The following is a 16219-nucleotide window of genomic DNA, read 5'->3' on the forward strand; positions in this document are numbered from 1 at the left end:
TTTTGCTACATAATATAAAAGTTAAATAACCTTATTTACAAAGATAATTTTATGTAATTCTAATCTATATATGTTCATTACAAAGAAGGTTATGAATAAAAATTTAAGTTGATATAAAAGACTATTGAATTACTCCTTTAAAATCTATATTTAAGAAATAGAAAAAACTACTTAAATAAAGTAACTTACATTTTTCGTGAAGATAATCAAAAAACTCCAATTTTACAAATATTATATTTTAAAAGAAAATGTTGACCGCTATTTCTTGTAAAGACCAATTATTAATTGTACTATTAATAAAATTGACTTTATTCTTTTTCGCTTATTACCTGTCATATTAACAATCAATTCAACTATAATAAATAACAGTATTCTAAAATCAAGGGGTGAAATATGGAGAGTTTACCCACTCTTAAATTAGGCTCTACAGGCTATTATGTAACAGTTCTCCAATTAAATTTAAGCGGTTTGGGAGTAAACTACGAGAAACTTGCTATTACCGGATTTTTTGATGAAAAAACAAATAAATACACAAAAATTTTCCAAGAAAAAACTAAATTAAATCCTAATGGAATAGTAGAAGTTAACACTTGGAAATCATTGTTTGAGAACGTATTATTAATACAAAAGCAGCTGCAATCTATAGGGATTTATTTTGGAGCACTTAATGGGATATTCGATGCGTCAACTACCCAAGCCACACAAGAATACCAAAAAGTGCAAAATTTATACCCTTCCGGAGATATTACACCGAGAACACGCCACAAATTATTTAATCTCAATTCTCAATCTGAATTTTATACTAGCTCCAATCATTTACACTCCTTACACCCATATGTGGAGATGTTGGCTAAAGAGTTTCTTCAATTAACAAAAGCTAATGGCTTAGATGTTCGAATATATTCAGTGTTTAGGAGCTGGAGTGAACAAGACCAGTTATTTTCTTTAGGAAGATGGAAACCGGGTAAAAAGGTTACAAACGCTCGAGGCGGGGAATCATATCACAATTGGGGATTAGCCTTTGATGCTGCACCTTACGAAAATAACTCTATACCTTGGGATAACATCAAAAAATTCAAGAAAATGGGGTATATAGGAGAGAAACTTGGTTTAAATTGGGGCGGGCGCTTTACTAGCATAATGGATCATCCACATTTCGAATATTCTTTTGGTTTAAGTACTTGGGATCTCCTTAACGGTATTAAACCTCCTATTTTAGATATATAACTTTCATATAATTTAATTCACATCAAGAAGTTTTTCCTTGTTCATTCTAAAAGGAGAACAACCAATTACATACTTATTATCAGTAAATCCAACTATAGTATCCCTTGTCCGAAACTAATTTTTCTCCCATCTACTCCGAGGGCACTAGGAAATGACTCTTTACGCTCCCTGAGAAAGGGATCTTCTTGGCTAAAATGATAAATGTTATATAAATTACAACAAAAAAAGAGATGCTACCTAATCATCTCTTTTTTTAATCATGAAGTGGAAAATGGTGTAATTTACCCTTGCTTTAACATATGTAAAATATATTAAAAAGTGTTGGCGATAATAAAATAAATACAAATGAAAAAAGATAACTAATAAGCCCCATTACTGGGGCTTTGTTTAACATTGGGATTCTAAAATTTCATCTAAATCAAGCCCTACTTGTTTCCACCCTGAACCTTGTATCCATACCGATCCCGCTACAGACTTAGAATCGATATGGGTAACATACATATTTATAACCCTTCCATCTTTCAAACGGAATCGTGCCCACTTCTTCATGCAGCCTTGACCAGTTGGAGGTACAGGAGGCCAAGATGGGGTAGGCCAAGACGGCCCTGGCTGCGGTTGTATAGCACCTGGACCTATGTGTGGTTGTATAGCGCCTGGACCTATAAATGGAGCAACATGTGGTGCAGGTCTCGGATACTCTTCATTATAAATAGGATAATCATAAGAAAAAGGGTAAGGATGATAATACATTTTCCTACGTCCTTTTATATATTAAGTTTCTAGATATTTCTATGAGGAGTGGGTATATATGTATCCGCACATGACTATGTTATATAAGCCTATTTTTCCAAAAGAAAAGCCCTATATTTATTGGACCACTAATCTCAACAAGTAGTCTCATAAATATAGGGCTTATTTTAACTACTATATAACCATTTCCAGAGCAAGATATTTGTGAGAATCACCGATCCTGGCTACCAATCATAATGAACAAGTCCACTGCATTACGCTACAACTGATGTTATCGGATAGGGCACGGCCTTAATCAGAAAGATAATCGGTTCAAAAGCATTTATAATACGAGTGTAAAGTTCTCCTACTATGTAATTCTTGAACTTTTCATCATCTAATTGCACAACTTTAAATACAACATTCACATCTGGTTCAGACCCTGATACAAAACATGAGGAATATCTATAAAATTATTGAATATAATTATACTGCCAATCATAATTCCTACTCGCACCGCCACGGGTGCGTATTTTTTTGCTTTCTTTTTGAACAATATCCCCTATATTTGCTTTCCATTATTTATAACTATTGTGAAGTAAAGTTTGTATCAAATTTATCTAATGTTTTGGGATTTACTTTTTCTCCATCTATTGTCATCTTTATTTTTTGCTTCGAATTTGCTGTTACCATCCAAGCATTCGGTAAATAACGATCTTCATGGGATAATGTAGAAGGTGAATTTATAACCTTTCCTCCTAAATATAGCGTAGCAGAAGAACCTCCATCCATAGCCATTGCATTTATTGCTCCTTTTTCATATAGAATATCTTGACACTCTTTTAACGTAGCTCCTATGCTATGTGTCTGCCTACCGTCAATCACTAGAAACATTATTGTGCCATCTTCTTTTTGTGCCATAATACTTCGCGGAGCAGAGCCCCAACCACCGTCTCCTTCTGTAATCATTTTTTCTCCATTAACAATTAACTGTGGCATAAATCCTGCTGCTGAAACGACTTGTTTATCCAAAAGTTGTTGGGTAGAATAATTCCCTGTTATCATTTGTCCAAACTTTGTTAAGCCCGTAATAATTGTAGGGGTATTTTTATCTATATTTGTATCAATTGCTTTCCCATTTTCTATTACTATTCCAGTTGCAATATTTCCTCCACCCCTTCCTGTTTCATCAGCAAATCCACTTGCATTCACAGCAACAAGTGCATTATTACGTTTTGCCATTACACTAATTTTTTCTCCCCTGTTAGCTCCTTGTGTTCCTTGATGGCTAACAAGTTTAACATTGAAGGGATTGCTAATGGTAACTAACTTTCCTTCGAAAAGAAAACGACTATCTTTATTACTTTTAATTGTTTCTACATCAATTTCTAATGGCTGACTTTTTAATTCTTCTAATCTTTTTCCTACTATTTTTTTATAAATATGCTCATCACTGTTTGACCATTTCGGATGATTAATTCTATCTTGCAGTTTATCTAGTTCCTTTTGGGATAGGAGTGTATATTTCGCATATTGTGGATGCTGAGAAGTTAGTATACTCCCAGCGATTGTTATACGAAGCTCTCGGCCATAGCTAGTACCAAATAATATTCCTATGCCAATAATCATTAAAATAGAAAATAGAAGCAAAATTCGTTTGAAGATTTTTCTTAGATGTTTCATAGTTTTATCCTCCGGCATTAATTACATTCAATGAATCCTTTAAAATATTATTTATCTAAAGATAAAAGTGTTTGTTTCCCTTATTCCCGAGTTCCCCACTGTGTCTTAGCAAGCAAGGCAAAATACTTATTCTATATTTCTTATTTATTTCAGTTTATATTTACAAATTTAATAACGTTTTTGCAACCAAGAAATATATTACTAATCCTGTTCCGTCAACAAATGTTGTAATAAATGGACCAGAAACGACTGCAGGATCTAATTTAAATTTTCTCAAAATCAAAGGTAAAACTGCTGCGACAAGCGAAGCCCAAATAACAATAAATAATAAAGTGATTGATACAACTTGTGCAACTTCTGTTCCAACTCCTAACATATAAGCACGAGTGAGCCCAGCTACCCCAAGTGCAAGTCCAAGAAGCATGCCAATTGCAAATTCCTTTTTCATTACACGGAAAATGTCTTTAAATTTCACCTCTCCAATACCGATTGCACGAGTAATTGTTGCTACAACCTGTGTTCCTGTATTTCCTCCAGTACCTACTAATAACGGTACAAAGAAAGCTAAGGCAACTACTGTTTCAATTTCGTCTTCAAAATACTTTAGTACTGTACCTGTATATGCTTCAGCAACAAAAAGAAGCAATAACCATGGTAGACGTTTGAAGAAAATGCTCCAAATACTAGATTCAAAGTAAGATTGATTTAACGGTTCACTTCCGCCTAACTTTTGGGTATCTTCTGTAGCTTCTGCTTCCATAACATTCATTACGTCATCAAATGTTATAATACCAATCATTTCATTATTTGCTGTTATTACGGGTAATGCTGCTAAATTATAATTCAGTAGCTTTTTTACAACTTCTTGCTGATCAACTTCAGCGTGTACTGAAATTACCTCTTGAATCATGATAGTAGATAATATCTCTTCATCTGCTGCTAGTAATAACTCATGTATGGAAACGATTCCCTTAAGATAACCATGACTATCAAGAACATAGATATAAGATATTGATTCTACATTTTCAGAATGCTCCCTAATGTACTTCAATGTCATTTTTACTGACCAATTCCCTCTAACTGCAACAAAATCACTTGTGACAAGACTTCCTGCCGTTTCAGGTTTGAAAGCCATTAATTTTTTTACATTATGTTTTGTAATTTTATTTAAATACGCCATTAATTTAGCTTGTTTTTCCGGATGAACCGCTAGAAGTAGATCTACTGTTTCATCAATCGGTTGTAAATCTAGTAACTTTTTAGCTTTGTTTTCAGATAAGTGAATTAAGATATTATATTTTTCTTCTGTACTCAAATGTTGAAGAATTTTTGAGCTTTTTAATACAGGAATCTTATCTAGTAATATGACTTGATCTTCAATTGAAAACCGTTTTACTTCTTGCGCAACATCATACGACGGATGACGTAAAACTTTCTCTGCATCCAAGTTATTTTTGGTTATAAGTAATTCCTTTAATAATTTCTTCATGTTAACTCCTCCTCATATTGCTAAGGGAGACTCTAGAGTTTCATGAGTGGTTTTGTTTTATTTTATCTGTCTTAAATTTTTTATTAAAGCAATAATAGTTACATTGCAATCAATTCATTAGTTAGAATTACCTCCTTTTTGAATATAGACAAGATAAAAACAAATAAAATTAAACAGAAAAACCTTTACTCAAAAAGGAGTAAAGGTTTTTTCACAATACAAATAAATGATTATTAAGACCGCCCTGCCAAAATCACAGAGGTGCCTTTCTATCAAATCGTATACCACTCCCTCGTTGAGTTTTAGCACTGTATAGCATAGGTTTTTATAACCAGCTACATTAAGAAGGGCCTTAATCCGACCGTTCCTGTTGACCCATTGGCGTCTCTCGACATTTTTGGGCAGCAGCGTTTCTCTATACAGGAGCCTCACCTAACAAAGATTATTGAATTACTTCAAAATTTAAACCAGAATTTAATATTTGTCAACTCACTTTCAATTCTATTCTTAAAAACTTTTTTATAGAAAATGAAAATATATCTATCACAAATTTAAAATTGCACTAAAAAACATAGAATTCATTCGAAGAAACGTTAAAAAACATATGAAATTTCGTATATGATACTTATTGTTTATAATCAATCTTTAACTTTATAGCAAAAGATAAATGATTAGTCATTCTGTACTTTAAAAGAACATTCTTAAAAAAATCTTCTTTTATGATTAAAATCTTCTTTACTGTTTATCAAATTTATATGGTTAAACTACTTAATCAAACTATATACTACAAGTCGAAAATATGTACTTATACGGAATGATTACATACATTTTCTCACATCATTTCTCAAAGGATTATAAAGCAATAAAACATATAAAATTAGCAATACGGTTACTTGACAAGAAAAAAATATATATTTATGCTTGCTACACGAAACAAATACATAAAATTTATATTGCTTAACCTGTTAGGTGAGCCTCCTATGCAAACACAGGCTATTGCCCAAAAATGTCGAAAGACGCCAATGGGTAGAACAGGAATTGTCGGATTAAGGCTCTTCTTAAGATAGCTAAGTGATGAATTTTCATTACTTTACGTTGTATAGTGCCAAAGCTCTACTAGGGGGAAAAAGCCTTATTTAGTCATGCCATTTTGAATCCCCCTAGTTATATACTAGGGGGATTTTTGCGTAAGAAAACAGGGTGTAAGCGATAGAATCTGCCTAAACAAAAATCCTGTTAAGTAATTGACGAGAAAAAGATTTAATGGATTAGCAAATGTAATATTATGTTTTGTTTTAAATTAGGAGGATATTAAAATGAAAAAAATATTAAAACTCGATTATCTATTGCTCCTCCCTCTACTCATAACATGTACCTTAGGTATTATCATGATGTATAGTGCGAGTTCCATTGTCGCTGTCCAGCATTACGATTATAACAGTAGACGCTTTATTGATTCTCAATTAACAAAGCTAATTTTAGGAACAATAGGGTTAATAGTTTGTGCCATACTCCCATATGAAATATGGAAAAAACGAATAGTCTCTATTTGTATTATGGTTGGGGGGATTTTTTTATTAATTATGGTTTTATGGAAAGGAAAAGTGGTAAATAATGCTCAATCATGGATCTTTGGAATACAGCCAGCTGAATTTCTTAAATTAGGAACAATACTCGTAACAGCCCGTTTTTTTGCATTACGACAAGAACAAGCTAAAAATTGCTGGAGTGGTAGTGGAAAACTTTTATTGTTTTTAGCTACAATTTTTTTTCTTATCTTTAAACAACCAAATTTAGGATCAGCACTTTTAATAATAGGTATAGGTTTTAGCATATTTTTTTGCTCAGGAATAAATATAAATCTACTAATCAAAAGAACTACCATCGGTTCTATTTTGGGATTACCTATTTCATATTTTTTAATTCAATATAGTTTGTCAGAAGTTCAAAAGACACGTATTACTACGATTTTCAATCCCTTTGTTGATGCACAAGGAAATGGATACCAGCTTGTAAATTCTTTTATTGCCATTGGCTCTGGAGGAATTATTGGTCGTGGATTTGGAAATAGCATACAAAAAACAGGTTATCTTCCAGAACCACATACTGATTTTATAATGGCAATAGTTTCTGAAGAACTAGGATTTATTGGTGTATTTATTCTATTGGCTGGTGTTTTGACTATAGTACTTCGCTCTTTAAAAATAGCACAATTATGTGTAGATCCATTCGGCAGTTTTATAGCAATTGGTATAGGGTGTATGATTGGTATGCAATCCGTTGTAAATTTAGGTGGTATTACAGGACTATTTCCTCTTACGGGTACTCCATTTCCGTTTATAAGTTTTGGTGGAAGTTCTTTAATGGTCAATTTAATAGCAATAGGAATATTGCTTAATATTTCAATTTTCAATAAAATTAAGTTTGATAATTAGAATATTTAGTTTTAAAATTATAAAATTCCACCCTATTAATTAATCTATATTCAAAGAATTTCTAATTAATTTTTTACTGTATGAATGCTAATATTTATATTTATTTCAATACCTAAAAAGGCAAGCATAAATTTATGCTTGCCTTCCGTTCTCAAAATTGATTACACCTAAAACAACGTGGGATAAAGCAAATTTAAATACTGACTTCTACCCTCTATTTTTTACTTTTCTAAAACAATTTCTGCTATTTCATTAGCATATTTTTTAGAATCAAATCCATCATAGTTACTTAGGACTATAACAGACAAATATTCTTGTGGAAACCGCATGAAGTGTGAACGATAACCCGCCCAACTTCCTGAATGTTCCAAGTACCGACAGTTAAAACCTTCAGCAAGCCTTAGTCCAAAAGCATAATCTTCATTGTCAATAATCGTCTGCCCAGTTGGGGAAATTTTTGGACCTATTTCGCTCATTCTTTTAACAAGTTCTTTTCCACCAACGGTACCTGTAGTTAAATTTTCTCCCCACTTTATCAGGTCTTCAACTGTTGCATGAACTGCCCCATCCCCTGTATGTTCCCAAGGACTTTCATAGACCATATATGCTCCTTGTTCATTCTTTGAATACCCTCTAGCAATTGATATAGTAGTTGGGTAGCAATCCACAATTGTTGTGTCTTTCATATGTAAAGGATCAAAAATACGATCCTTTGTAAACTGACGTAGAGACTTGCCGCTTACCTTCTCTACCACTTGTGATAATAAAAAATATCCTGTATTGCTATACTCAAATTTTGTACCAGCTGCGAACCTTGCAATTTGATGACCATTAAGGTGGTTTAGCGATTCTTCCACAGTTAATGTATCAGTAAATTTAATAGTTGCTGTTTCAGCCAATTCCATATAATCAACTAGTCCACCAGTATGATGAATTAGATGTCTTAATGTTACATGTTCAGCATATGTTCCAATAAAAGGGATGAACCTCACAATTGAATCATCTAAACTCAATCTTCTCTCTTGTTCTAAGAGTAATATAGAAAATGCTGTGAATTGTTTAGAAACTGAGGCAATGTTAAAAATATTCTTTGTGGTTATAGGTAAATTTCCCTCTATAGAAGCTAAGCCAACCGCACCTTTATAAGTTACCCCGCTATCAAAACTAGCAATATATGCACAGCCAGGAGCTTTTGGTGAAAACTTGTTAAATAATTGTTTAATCAATGTATGTGTCTTTTCATTATATGAATTAACCATCTCAATCTCGTACCCCTTCCATTAAATAATTAAAAATAGATTACCCTATTATCTTTCTCATATTGAATCCAATTAACCTTCGTATCGAATGTTTGATATAGGGAATATCTCAAATTACCCCCACTTTAGTTTCCAGAGAAACTAAAGTGGGGTATAATTATATCTGTACAATAGATATCGTTTACAAATCCATTGTGCAAAATCTTGTCTTAGCTCTTAATTACGTAAAAAAATGGAAGGCATGACATGGAAATTTATTATGATGTAGCGGTAGTTGGCGGTGGTCCGGTTGGACTTATGACAGCATGTGAATTAGCTATTCAAGATGTAAAAGTTGTGGTTTTAGTGAGAAGATTAAATCGGATAAGAAATTCTAGAGCACTCATACTTCATCCCCGCTCCTTAGAATTAATGGCTATGAGAGGTATTGAAAATCGCTTTTTATCCAGAGGGAAGAAATTAGATACAAGCCATTTTGCTGCCCTAGATACAAGATTAAACTTTAAAAATTTAGATACCGATTTTCCATATACGCTTTTTATTCCCTAATCTATTATAGAAGAAATATTAGAAGAGCGTGCGTTAGAATTAGGTGTAGACATTAAACATGGTCATACTTTAAAAGATTTAAAACAGTATGAAACATTCGTACAATTAGAAATAGAACAAGGAAAAACAATATATATAATAGAAGTTCCATATGTAGTAAGCGCTGATGGCGCAAGAATATATTAATAAATATTTATATATAAACATAAGGATTCATATATTATATTAATTAAAAACTTATATTTAAAAGACATTTACTTACTCTAATTCATAAGTAAATGTCTTTTGATTAAAAAATAGTTATTTCTATTAATAACTCCGAGTGGGAAATCCAACAATATAATTAACTATTTAAATTTAACTGTTAACCAGACTTAAAAATTGCCCTATTTTAATAGCAATTTTTTATTTTTCTTACATTATATTTGATTGCTCTTTGTCTTGCTTCTCGATAGTAAATTTTGAAACTAATTCTGACAATGCTTCTACTTTTTCTTTTATTTTGTTCGATTGATTCGATATCTCCTCGATTGATGCTGCTTGTGATTGGATAGACTGTACAGTTTGAGTTGTTTCCTTAGCTACTTGCGTGGCAGTTTCAGAAAAACTAGACATAGAGGCATTGACTTCTTCTGTACCCGCAGACATTTCTTCTGTCGCTGCAGATACTTCTTGAATTTGACTAGTGATTTTATTAATATCCGACATAATAGATGAGAATGCTTGATCTGCTTTATTAGCTGTTTCTTTTCCTTCTGAAGCTTTTTGTTGGCCTTTTTGCATTGCAGCAACTGTATCTTTGGTATCTTGTTGAATGGCTTGTATTAAATGATTGATTTCATATGCAGATGTTTTAGACTGCTCAGCTAAATTTCCTACTTCCGTAGCCACTACTGCAAATCCTTTTCCGTTTTCTCCAGCACGTGCAGCTTCAATTGAGGCGTTCAAGGCAAGAAGATTTGTTTGTTCTGCAATATTAGTGATTGCATCCAGAGCTTTATCAATTTGCTGCGTACGTGTAACAAGTCTCTCTATTACTTTGGATGTTTCTTCAACAACCTCATGAATACTATTCATTTGAAGTATAGATTGTTTTATTACTTCACTACCAGAATTGACTTGTTCTGTTGTTGTGACAGCCACTTCTGTAACCGTTGCTGAAGATTCAGCTACTGTTTGAACGCCAGTCGCCATTTCTTCCATTGATGAGGAACTTTCTTGAATACTAGTAACTTGTCCTTCTATTTTTTTATCGACCTCAGATATAGTTTGGACAACCTCTCTTGATATATGAGATGCTCGTTTAGTATCTTGCAACATCCCATTGGTAGAAGAAATAACCTCTTGTGTTGTGTTTTTTACTTCTCCAATTAATTGTTGCAAGTTATCCAGCATACTATTAAAAGACTTCACAATGCTCCCCAATTCATTATTTGATTTATAAGAAGTACGTATCGTTAAGTCACCTTCAGATACTCGCTCCATATCCCTTTGTAATAATACAATTGGTTGTTTAATCGCACTTTTAATGATATAGCCAATAAAAATAACGATTGCGATTGCTATAATGGAGATACTAACAAACAGCATCATGGTATTTGTTGCACTGTCAGTATTATTTTTTTGTAATTGATCTGCATTATTATTATTAAATTGGATAAGTTCACGAATTGACTGAATTGACTTTTTCATATTGGGATCAACCTCTTTTAGGTAATAAGCATATGCTTCTTCATTATTAGATTGTCCCAAATCTTGCACTTTTTTCAGTTGTGTTCTTAAGTCTTTAAATATTGTATAAAATGTGTTATACAATTCCTTTTCTCTATTAGAACTAACTCTTGTCTCAAACTTCTTTAATAACTGATCAGTTTCTGTACGAGCTACATCTATTTCTGTTAAAAGTTCTTTTATTCGTTTTTCATCTTTTGATAGGATTGTTTCTTTTACATTCATATTGATAAGATAAAAATTAGACTCTATAGCTCCTATCCACTGAATTGGTAATAAACTATCTTCATACATAGTAGTAGAAGCATGTTCCCCTTTTTTAAGGCCCCAAAATCCTAGTATAGATAATATTATACAAGAGACACTTGCTATAACTACCATTACGTTTAGTGTTGTTCCAATTTTACTGTTTTTTAAAAACGACAATTAAATCCACCTCATTGTTATATATTGATTAAATAATTAGATGTATAAAAATAAAATACACTTAATTACTTGTATACATTGAAAATACTATAATTTAACTTAAATAATAAATATAAATGGTTAAAAGAGCGTGTTGTTATATATTTAGGTCAACGCGCTCTTACATATATTTAAACCCTATATCATTTTCTTATTCTATTCATTTAACTCATAAAGCCTTTTTATATTTGGTTATCATGCCAGAAGTTTATTGAAAAATGATTATTCTCATCATAAGCTTCAAATTCATAACCTTTTTCTTTTAATCCCTTTATAATTGCTGGAACTGCCGAGACAGATTGTGGATGAATATCATGCATTAAAATAATTTCTTTTGAAGACGTCGCACCTGCTAAGACATTTTGAACAATTTTTGCGGCTGCTACATCAACGGGTAATTTATTGTATTTCCAATCTAAAGAATCAATTGTCCAATCCCATACTTTTAAATTATTTCCGACCACTTCATTTCGAAGTGATTCATTTAACCCGGGCATTGATCCATATGGTGGGCGTGTTAATTTCGGTGAGTTTCCAATAATATTTCTAATTAAAGATTGATCCTCTTTCATTTCCTTAACATATTGCTGATTGGTGTATAGCTTTTTAAAATCATGTGTCATACTATGCATGCCCACATAATGGTTCTCTACATGCTCTCGTTTCACTAAATCTGGGAGCCTTTTCACATTGTCGCCAATTAAAAAGAATGTTGCTTTCACATTATTTCTTTTTAATATATCTAATAGGTTAGCTGTATATTTTCCTGGTCCATCATCAAATGTTAAATATGCAACTTTTCTTTCTTTACCATCAAAACGAGTAGGTATCAATTTTTTCAATTCATTTTTAGGTAGACTGCTCACTTGTTGAACACTGTTTACTTCTTCTGAATTTACCAGCTTAGGATTTGTAATAGATTGAAACATGTAATACCCTATTGCTACTAATGTAATAGCCAACAATACACTTATAATTCTTTTTTTCTTAAGTTTAATTTTCATATTATAATCTTCTTTCTATCCTATTATTTCACTTTATGTTGTTTAGTTATATTATCCTATTAGCTTATAAAGTTCTTTAACTTAACCAATCTCAATTTTGGACTAATCATTTTAATAATCTATACAAGTAAAAATTAGTACCCTGCACTAGAGTTCATGGCATTTCCTATAATAGTTAGAACTACCGGAAATAATACTGGTCCTAAGGTAAGGAAAATGTTTAAAAGTATAATAAAATTATAAAGCAAGCTATAATTTTTACTATTACGGTTTTCGAATACTAGGATGACTAATGTTATTATAGTAATTAAATGTAGTAATAAAATTATCAACCAATAATACATCATTATAGTAAGATTCCACTTTCCTAATAGTTGATATGTTACCCCTATTATTATCCCTAATATAGTAGCATTAAAGGAAATAAACAAAGTTCTTTTTAGTATTTTAGGAAATGTTTTGTGATCCACAGTTTTATTATATAAACCTATTAAAATGCCCAAAGATAGATATGCCAGTAATAGCCCTACCCAATTCCAGATCCAATCTCGATTCCCCATTAAATTGAACAAAAGCGAAATGACCCCTCCTACCGCAAGAATCAAGGAGATCATAATGTTAGTTAAAGCTGATTTCATAATGTTTTCACTTCCTAAAAAATTTTATAATATTGCATTCGTTTTTTACTCTTAACTTGTCCTTTACTTATTAAACTTTTTTTAATTAACTGAGACCCTGTTTTGATAGTGTTCTTCCATTACTTCTTTTGGAACCATACTCCCTCCTGTTCCCCATACAATATGTGTACTTTGAGTCAAAATTTGTTTTAAATCATTTATTGTATATAATCTTTTTCTACTTATTAGTCCAATCACTGCTGCTAATGCTGGTGGTTCTAACTTGAGATCCTCTTTACCTATTACTTTTCTTAATAATTTATATAAATGTTGTATATGCACCACTTAAAAATAGTCCCGTTGTTTTACCTACAAATTTAGATGCTCTTCCCAGTGCCAGGCCATTAGCTATTGTATAATTGTTAATCCCAAAATCTTATACAGAAATTCCATCATATAATCAGGTCATCATACTTAAAAGTTCACATGGTGCATAAGTATCAATCATTTCTCGTCTTATTTACTATTCTCACAACTATGCAGGTGCTTGAAAATTAATCATACTTTATTATAATTAAGTATATATTAACAATATGTTTAGTATAAGTGAATAAAATTAATTTTAATTTTATTCACTTATTTAAAGGGGATTACGTATATGAACAATATTAATATTGGTGAAAAAATTATGGTATTTAGAAAAAGTGCCGGATTAACTAGTAAACGGTTAGCTGAATTATCCGATATAACACCTTCCATGTTAAGTCAGATTGAGAAAGGAATCACGAATCCATCCTTACAAACACTAAAACTAATTTCTATAGCATTAAATATTCCTTTATTTAATTTTTTCTTAGAAGATACCAATACAGAAGAATTAGTTGTAAGAGCTAATCAAAGAAAAAAAATAACTTTCCCTGAAAGCGGCAATGTTTCGTATGAGTTATTATCACCTAATTTAGATGGATCACTGGAATTAGCTTTAATGAATCTGTTACCTCAAACCGCTTCTTCTATGGAGCCTATGGCACATAAAGGTGAAGAAATAGCATTTGTTATGGAAGGACAAGTAAAACTATATCTAAATGATGAGGTTTTACTTCTTAATCCAGGTGATAGTGTTAAAATCCCACCATACGCAAAACATAAATGGGAAAACACTTCTTTACACAAAGTCACTGTTATATTTGGAGTAACCCCACCATCTTTTTAATTTCAAGTAATAGCACATAAAAGTTAGAGAAAATAATTCTCTAACTTTTTTGTATACATAACTATATTTAAAAAAGTAAAAAACTTGTCTTATAATTATATGTCATTTAATTATAAACGATTATGAGTAGTGAAAGAGACCTTTCTAATTACATACTTAATTTACTTTTTAATGTCCAGTATTTTTCTCCAGTAGCTTCAAAAGAGAATTCTACCCATCCATTTGGATCTTCACGATATATAAAGATGTTTGTTCCAGGAGTTACTGTACCGACTTTATTTTCCTCGACTGCAACATCTGATTTACTTTTAATTTTTAAATGAAAAGGATAAGGTACTTGGTAATAAGCAGTTGAAGATACCACATTTGCTGTTTTCGCATCTGCATACATGTTATACGGAATGTTATTAGATAACGCTTCAACATCTAATGTTTCAGGACTTTTGGGTAATTTTTTTGCAGATTTATAGTCTTCCACACGGAACGGTTTAATACGTTCCATAATATTTGCGATTTTTCCAGCCCAGCCTTTGTCTGAAGCATATTTTACGTTCATACCAGCTAATGTTGGTCCATTATAATGCATGCCATCTTCTTCTAAATATCTTTCTCGTACATAATTGGCATTATAAGCAATACTGTCACCGTAGGTTGGTAAATATTTTGCATATTTAAACGGATCCTTATCATACGCGCGTAACCCAAATAAATTGTGTTTTTGATATGCGATTTCTGATTTTCCATATCCAGACTCTAAAATTGCATGTGCTGCTAAATACTGTGCATTAACACCGTATTGATTTTGCGCATTAATAAAATCTTGCCCATGGCCAACTAACGGACTATCTGAATGGTATTTTGCAATAAAACTATCAATCTCTTGGGCTGTAATTTTTGAAGCCACTGTTAAATTTAAATCTTCATATGACGTAGCAGTAATAATCTCTTTTTCTTCTAAAACATTCTTTGGAGTTAGTTGCATCATATCAGTTTTAGCAGTAAGTTGAGCGGCTTCGGCGCGTGTTATGAATCTATTTGGTTGCCAACCATTATCAGTACCAACGGAAATTTTTAAATCAATTAAAATATTGGCGAATCTTTCTCCCCAGTGTCCTTTTAAATCTTCAAATTTACTTTGGCCATTATCATGTGCTGGACTTTTTAGTTTATAAGCATTTACTAGCATGGTAGCCATAGCAGCACGTGTAACTTTTCCGGATGGATTGAAGATTCCATTTCCTTCGCCTTTAATGATGCCAGCTTTTTCAGCTGCAGCAATATAGGGAGTAGCCCAATGGTTTTGGGAATCTGTAAAGGATGGTTTTGCATCGAAGTCAATTTGTATACCTAATACTTTTGTCATAATTTTCGTGGCGGAAGCTCTGTCTAATGAATCATGTGAACCAAAATTCCCATCTGGATAACCAATTAAAACTTGTTTATCCACTAAGTAATTAACGGATTGCTCTGCCCACTTTGGAACATCAGGGAATTTCTTGGTATCTGCAAATATATTAGATGAGTAGGATAGTAGACTTCCTGCAATAATTCCTGTAGCAATTAACTTGGATTTCATAAAATATTCTCCTTCTAAATCTTAATTTCTGGCCATTTTCATGCAATTAATTTATAACATTCCTTTATTAAGAAATAATAATAAAAAATTGCAATGAATGTTGGTAAGCTTATTGAATAATTAACTATATTGTTAATGGACAATATATATACTCTGTTGGATAAATAAAGGTCCTTTATCCAACAGAGTATATAGAGAAAAGGTTTTCTATCAATATGTATCTTTTAAAAATTTTTAAGCAT

12 protein-coding genes, 1 pseudogene and 2 riboswitches are annotated in these 16219 nt (G+C 31.9%); of the genes and pseudogenes, 4 read left to right on the top strand and 9 right to left on the bottom strand.

What is annotated here, in order from left to right; all coding sequences use genetic code 11:
• Positions 1-393: 393 nt before the first annotated feature.
• Positions 394-1227 carry a peptidoglycan-binding protein gene (locus tag NHG49_RS29000; RefSeq protein WP_064474071.1) on the top strand — a complete coding sequence of 278 codons (834 nt, stop codon included), beginning with the start codon at positions 394-396 and terminating at the stop codon, positions 1225-1227.
• Between the two features lie 387 nt (positions 1228-1614).
• On the opposite strand, the gene NHG49_RS29005 is transcribed toward NHG49_RS29000, so the two are convergent.
• From NHG49_RS29005 to mgtE, 3 genes are all read right to left on the bottom strand, one after another.
• The gene (locus NHG49_RS29005) at positions 1615-1977 is read right to left on the bottom strand and encodes a hypothetical protein (RefSeq protein WP_258126994.1); all 363 of its coding nucleotides are present in this window, start codon (positions 1975-1977) and stop codon (positions 1615-1617) included.
• A gap of 567 nt (positions 1978-2544) precedes the next feature.
• The gene (locus tag NHG49_RS29010) at positions 2545-3639 is read right to left on the bottom strand and encodes a phosphodiester glycosidase family protein (protein ID WP_258126995.1); all 1095 of its coding nucleotides are present in this window, start codon (positions 3637-3639) and stop codon (positions 2545-2547) included.
• Positions 3640-3799: 160 nt separating this feature from the next.
• A complete protein-coding gene (gene mgtE, locus NHG49_RS29015) occupies positions 3800-5128 on the bottom strand; it encodes a magnesium transporter (RefSeq protein WP_258126996.1) in 1329 nt (442 codons plus the stop codon).
• Between the two features lie 279 nt (positions 5129-5407).
• Positions 5408-5575: riboswitch (M-box (ykoK) riboswitch) on the bottom strand.
• 507 nt (positions 5576-6082) lie between these two features.
• Positions 6083-6259, top strand: a riboswitch (M-box (ykoK) riboswitch).
• 185 nt (positions 6260-6444) lie between these two features.
• Between mgtE and NHG49_RS29020 the strand changes: the two genes are divergently transcribed.
• On the top strand, positions 6445-7563 hold the full coding sequence (locus NHG49_RS29020) for an FtsW/RodA/SpoVE family cell cycle protein (RefSeq protein ID WP_258126998.1): 1119 nt from the start codon (positions 6445-6447) through the stop codon (positions 7561-7563).
• Positions 7564-7784: 221 nt separating this feature from the next.
• Here the strand turns inward: NHG49_RS29020 and NHG49_RS29025 are convergent, their stop codons facing one another.
• On the bottom strand, positions 7785-8822 hold the full coding sequence (locus NHG49_RS29025) for a serine hydrolase domain-containing protein (protein WP_258126999.1): 1038 nt from the start codon (positions 8820-8822) through the stop codon (positions 7785-7787).
• 246 nt (positions 8823-9068) lie between these two features.
• Here NHG49_RS29025 and NHG49_RS29030 point away from each other — a divergent pair.
• A pseudogene (locus NHG49_RS29030) lies at positions 9069-9548 on the top strand (FAD-dependent monooxygenase); the annotation flags it as partial.
• A gap of 237 nt (positions 9549-9785) precedes the next feature.
• Here the strand turns inward: NHG49_RS29030 and NHG49_RS29035 are convergent.
• From NHG49_RS29035 to NHG49_RS29050, 4 genes are all read right to left on the bottom strand, one after another.
• Positions 9786-11528 (bottom strand): methyl-accepting chemotaxis protein, encoded by a 1743-nt coding sequence (locus NHG49_RS29035; RefSeq protein ID WP_258127000.1) that lies wholly within the window; start codon positions 11526-11528, stop codon positions 9786-9788.
• Positions 11529-11749: 221 nt separating this feature from the next.
• Complete coding sequence (locus tag NHG49_RS29040; protein WP_258127001.1) at positions 11750-12571, bottom strand: peptidoglycan-N-acetylglucosamine deacetylase; 822 nt, start codon at positions 12569-12571, stop codon at positions 11750-11752.
• 134 nt (positions 12572-12705) lie between these two features.
• The gene (locus tag NHG49_RS29045) at positions 12706-13209 is read right to left on the bottom strand and encodes a DUF3902 family protein (RefSeq protein WP_088047371.1); all 504 of its coding nucleotides are present in this window, start codon (positions 13207-13209) and stop codon (positions 12706-12708) included.
• Positions 13210-13290: 81 nt separating this feature from the next.
• On the bottom strand, positions 13291-13533 hold the full coding sequence (locus tag NHG49_RS29050) for a hypothetical protein (protein ID WP_242069231.1): 243 nt from the start codon (positions 13531-13533) through the stop codon (positions 13291-13293).
• A 313-nt stretch (positions 13534-13846) separates the two neighbouring features.
• Between NHG49_RS29050 and NHG49_RS29055 the strand changes: the two genes are divergently transcribed.
• A complete protein-coding gene (locus NHG49_RS29055) occupies positions 13847-14401 on the top strand; it encodes a helix-turn-helix domain-containing protein (RefSeq protein ID WP_064474082.1) in 555 nt (184 codons plus the stop codon).
• Positions 14402-14549: 148 nt separating this feature from the next.
• Here NHG49_RS29055 and NHG49_RS29060 read toward each other — a convergent pair whose 3' ends face one another.
• The gene (locus NHG49_RS29060) at positions 14550-15977 is read right to left on the bottom strand and encodes an S-layer homology domain-containing protein (protein WP_258127002.1); all 1428 of its coding nucleotides are present in this window, start codon (positions 15975-15977) and stop codon (positions 14550-14552) included.
• Positions 15978-16219 lie beyond the last annotated feature (242 nt).

The organism is Bacillus sp. IBL03825, from assembly GCF_024712505.1.
Classification (GTDB): Bacteria; Bacillota; Bacilli; order Bacillales; family Bacillaceae_G; genus Bacillus_A; species Bacillus_A wiedmannii.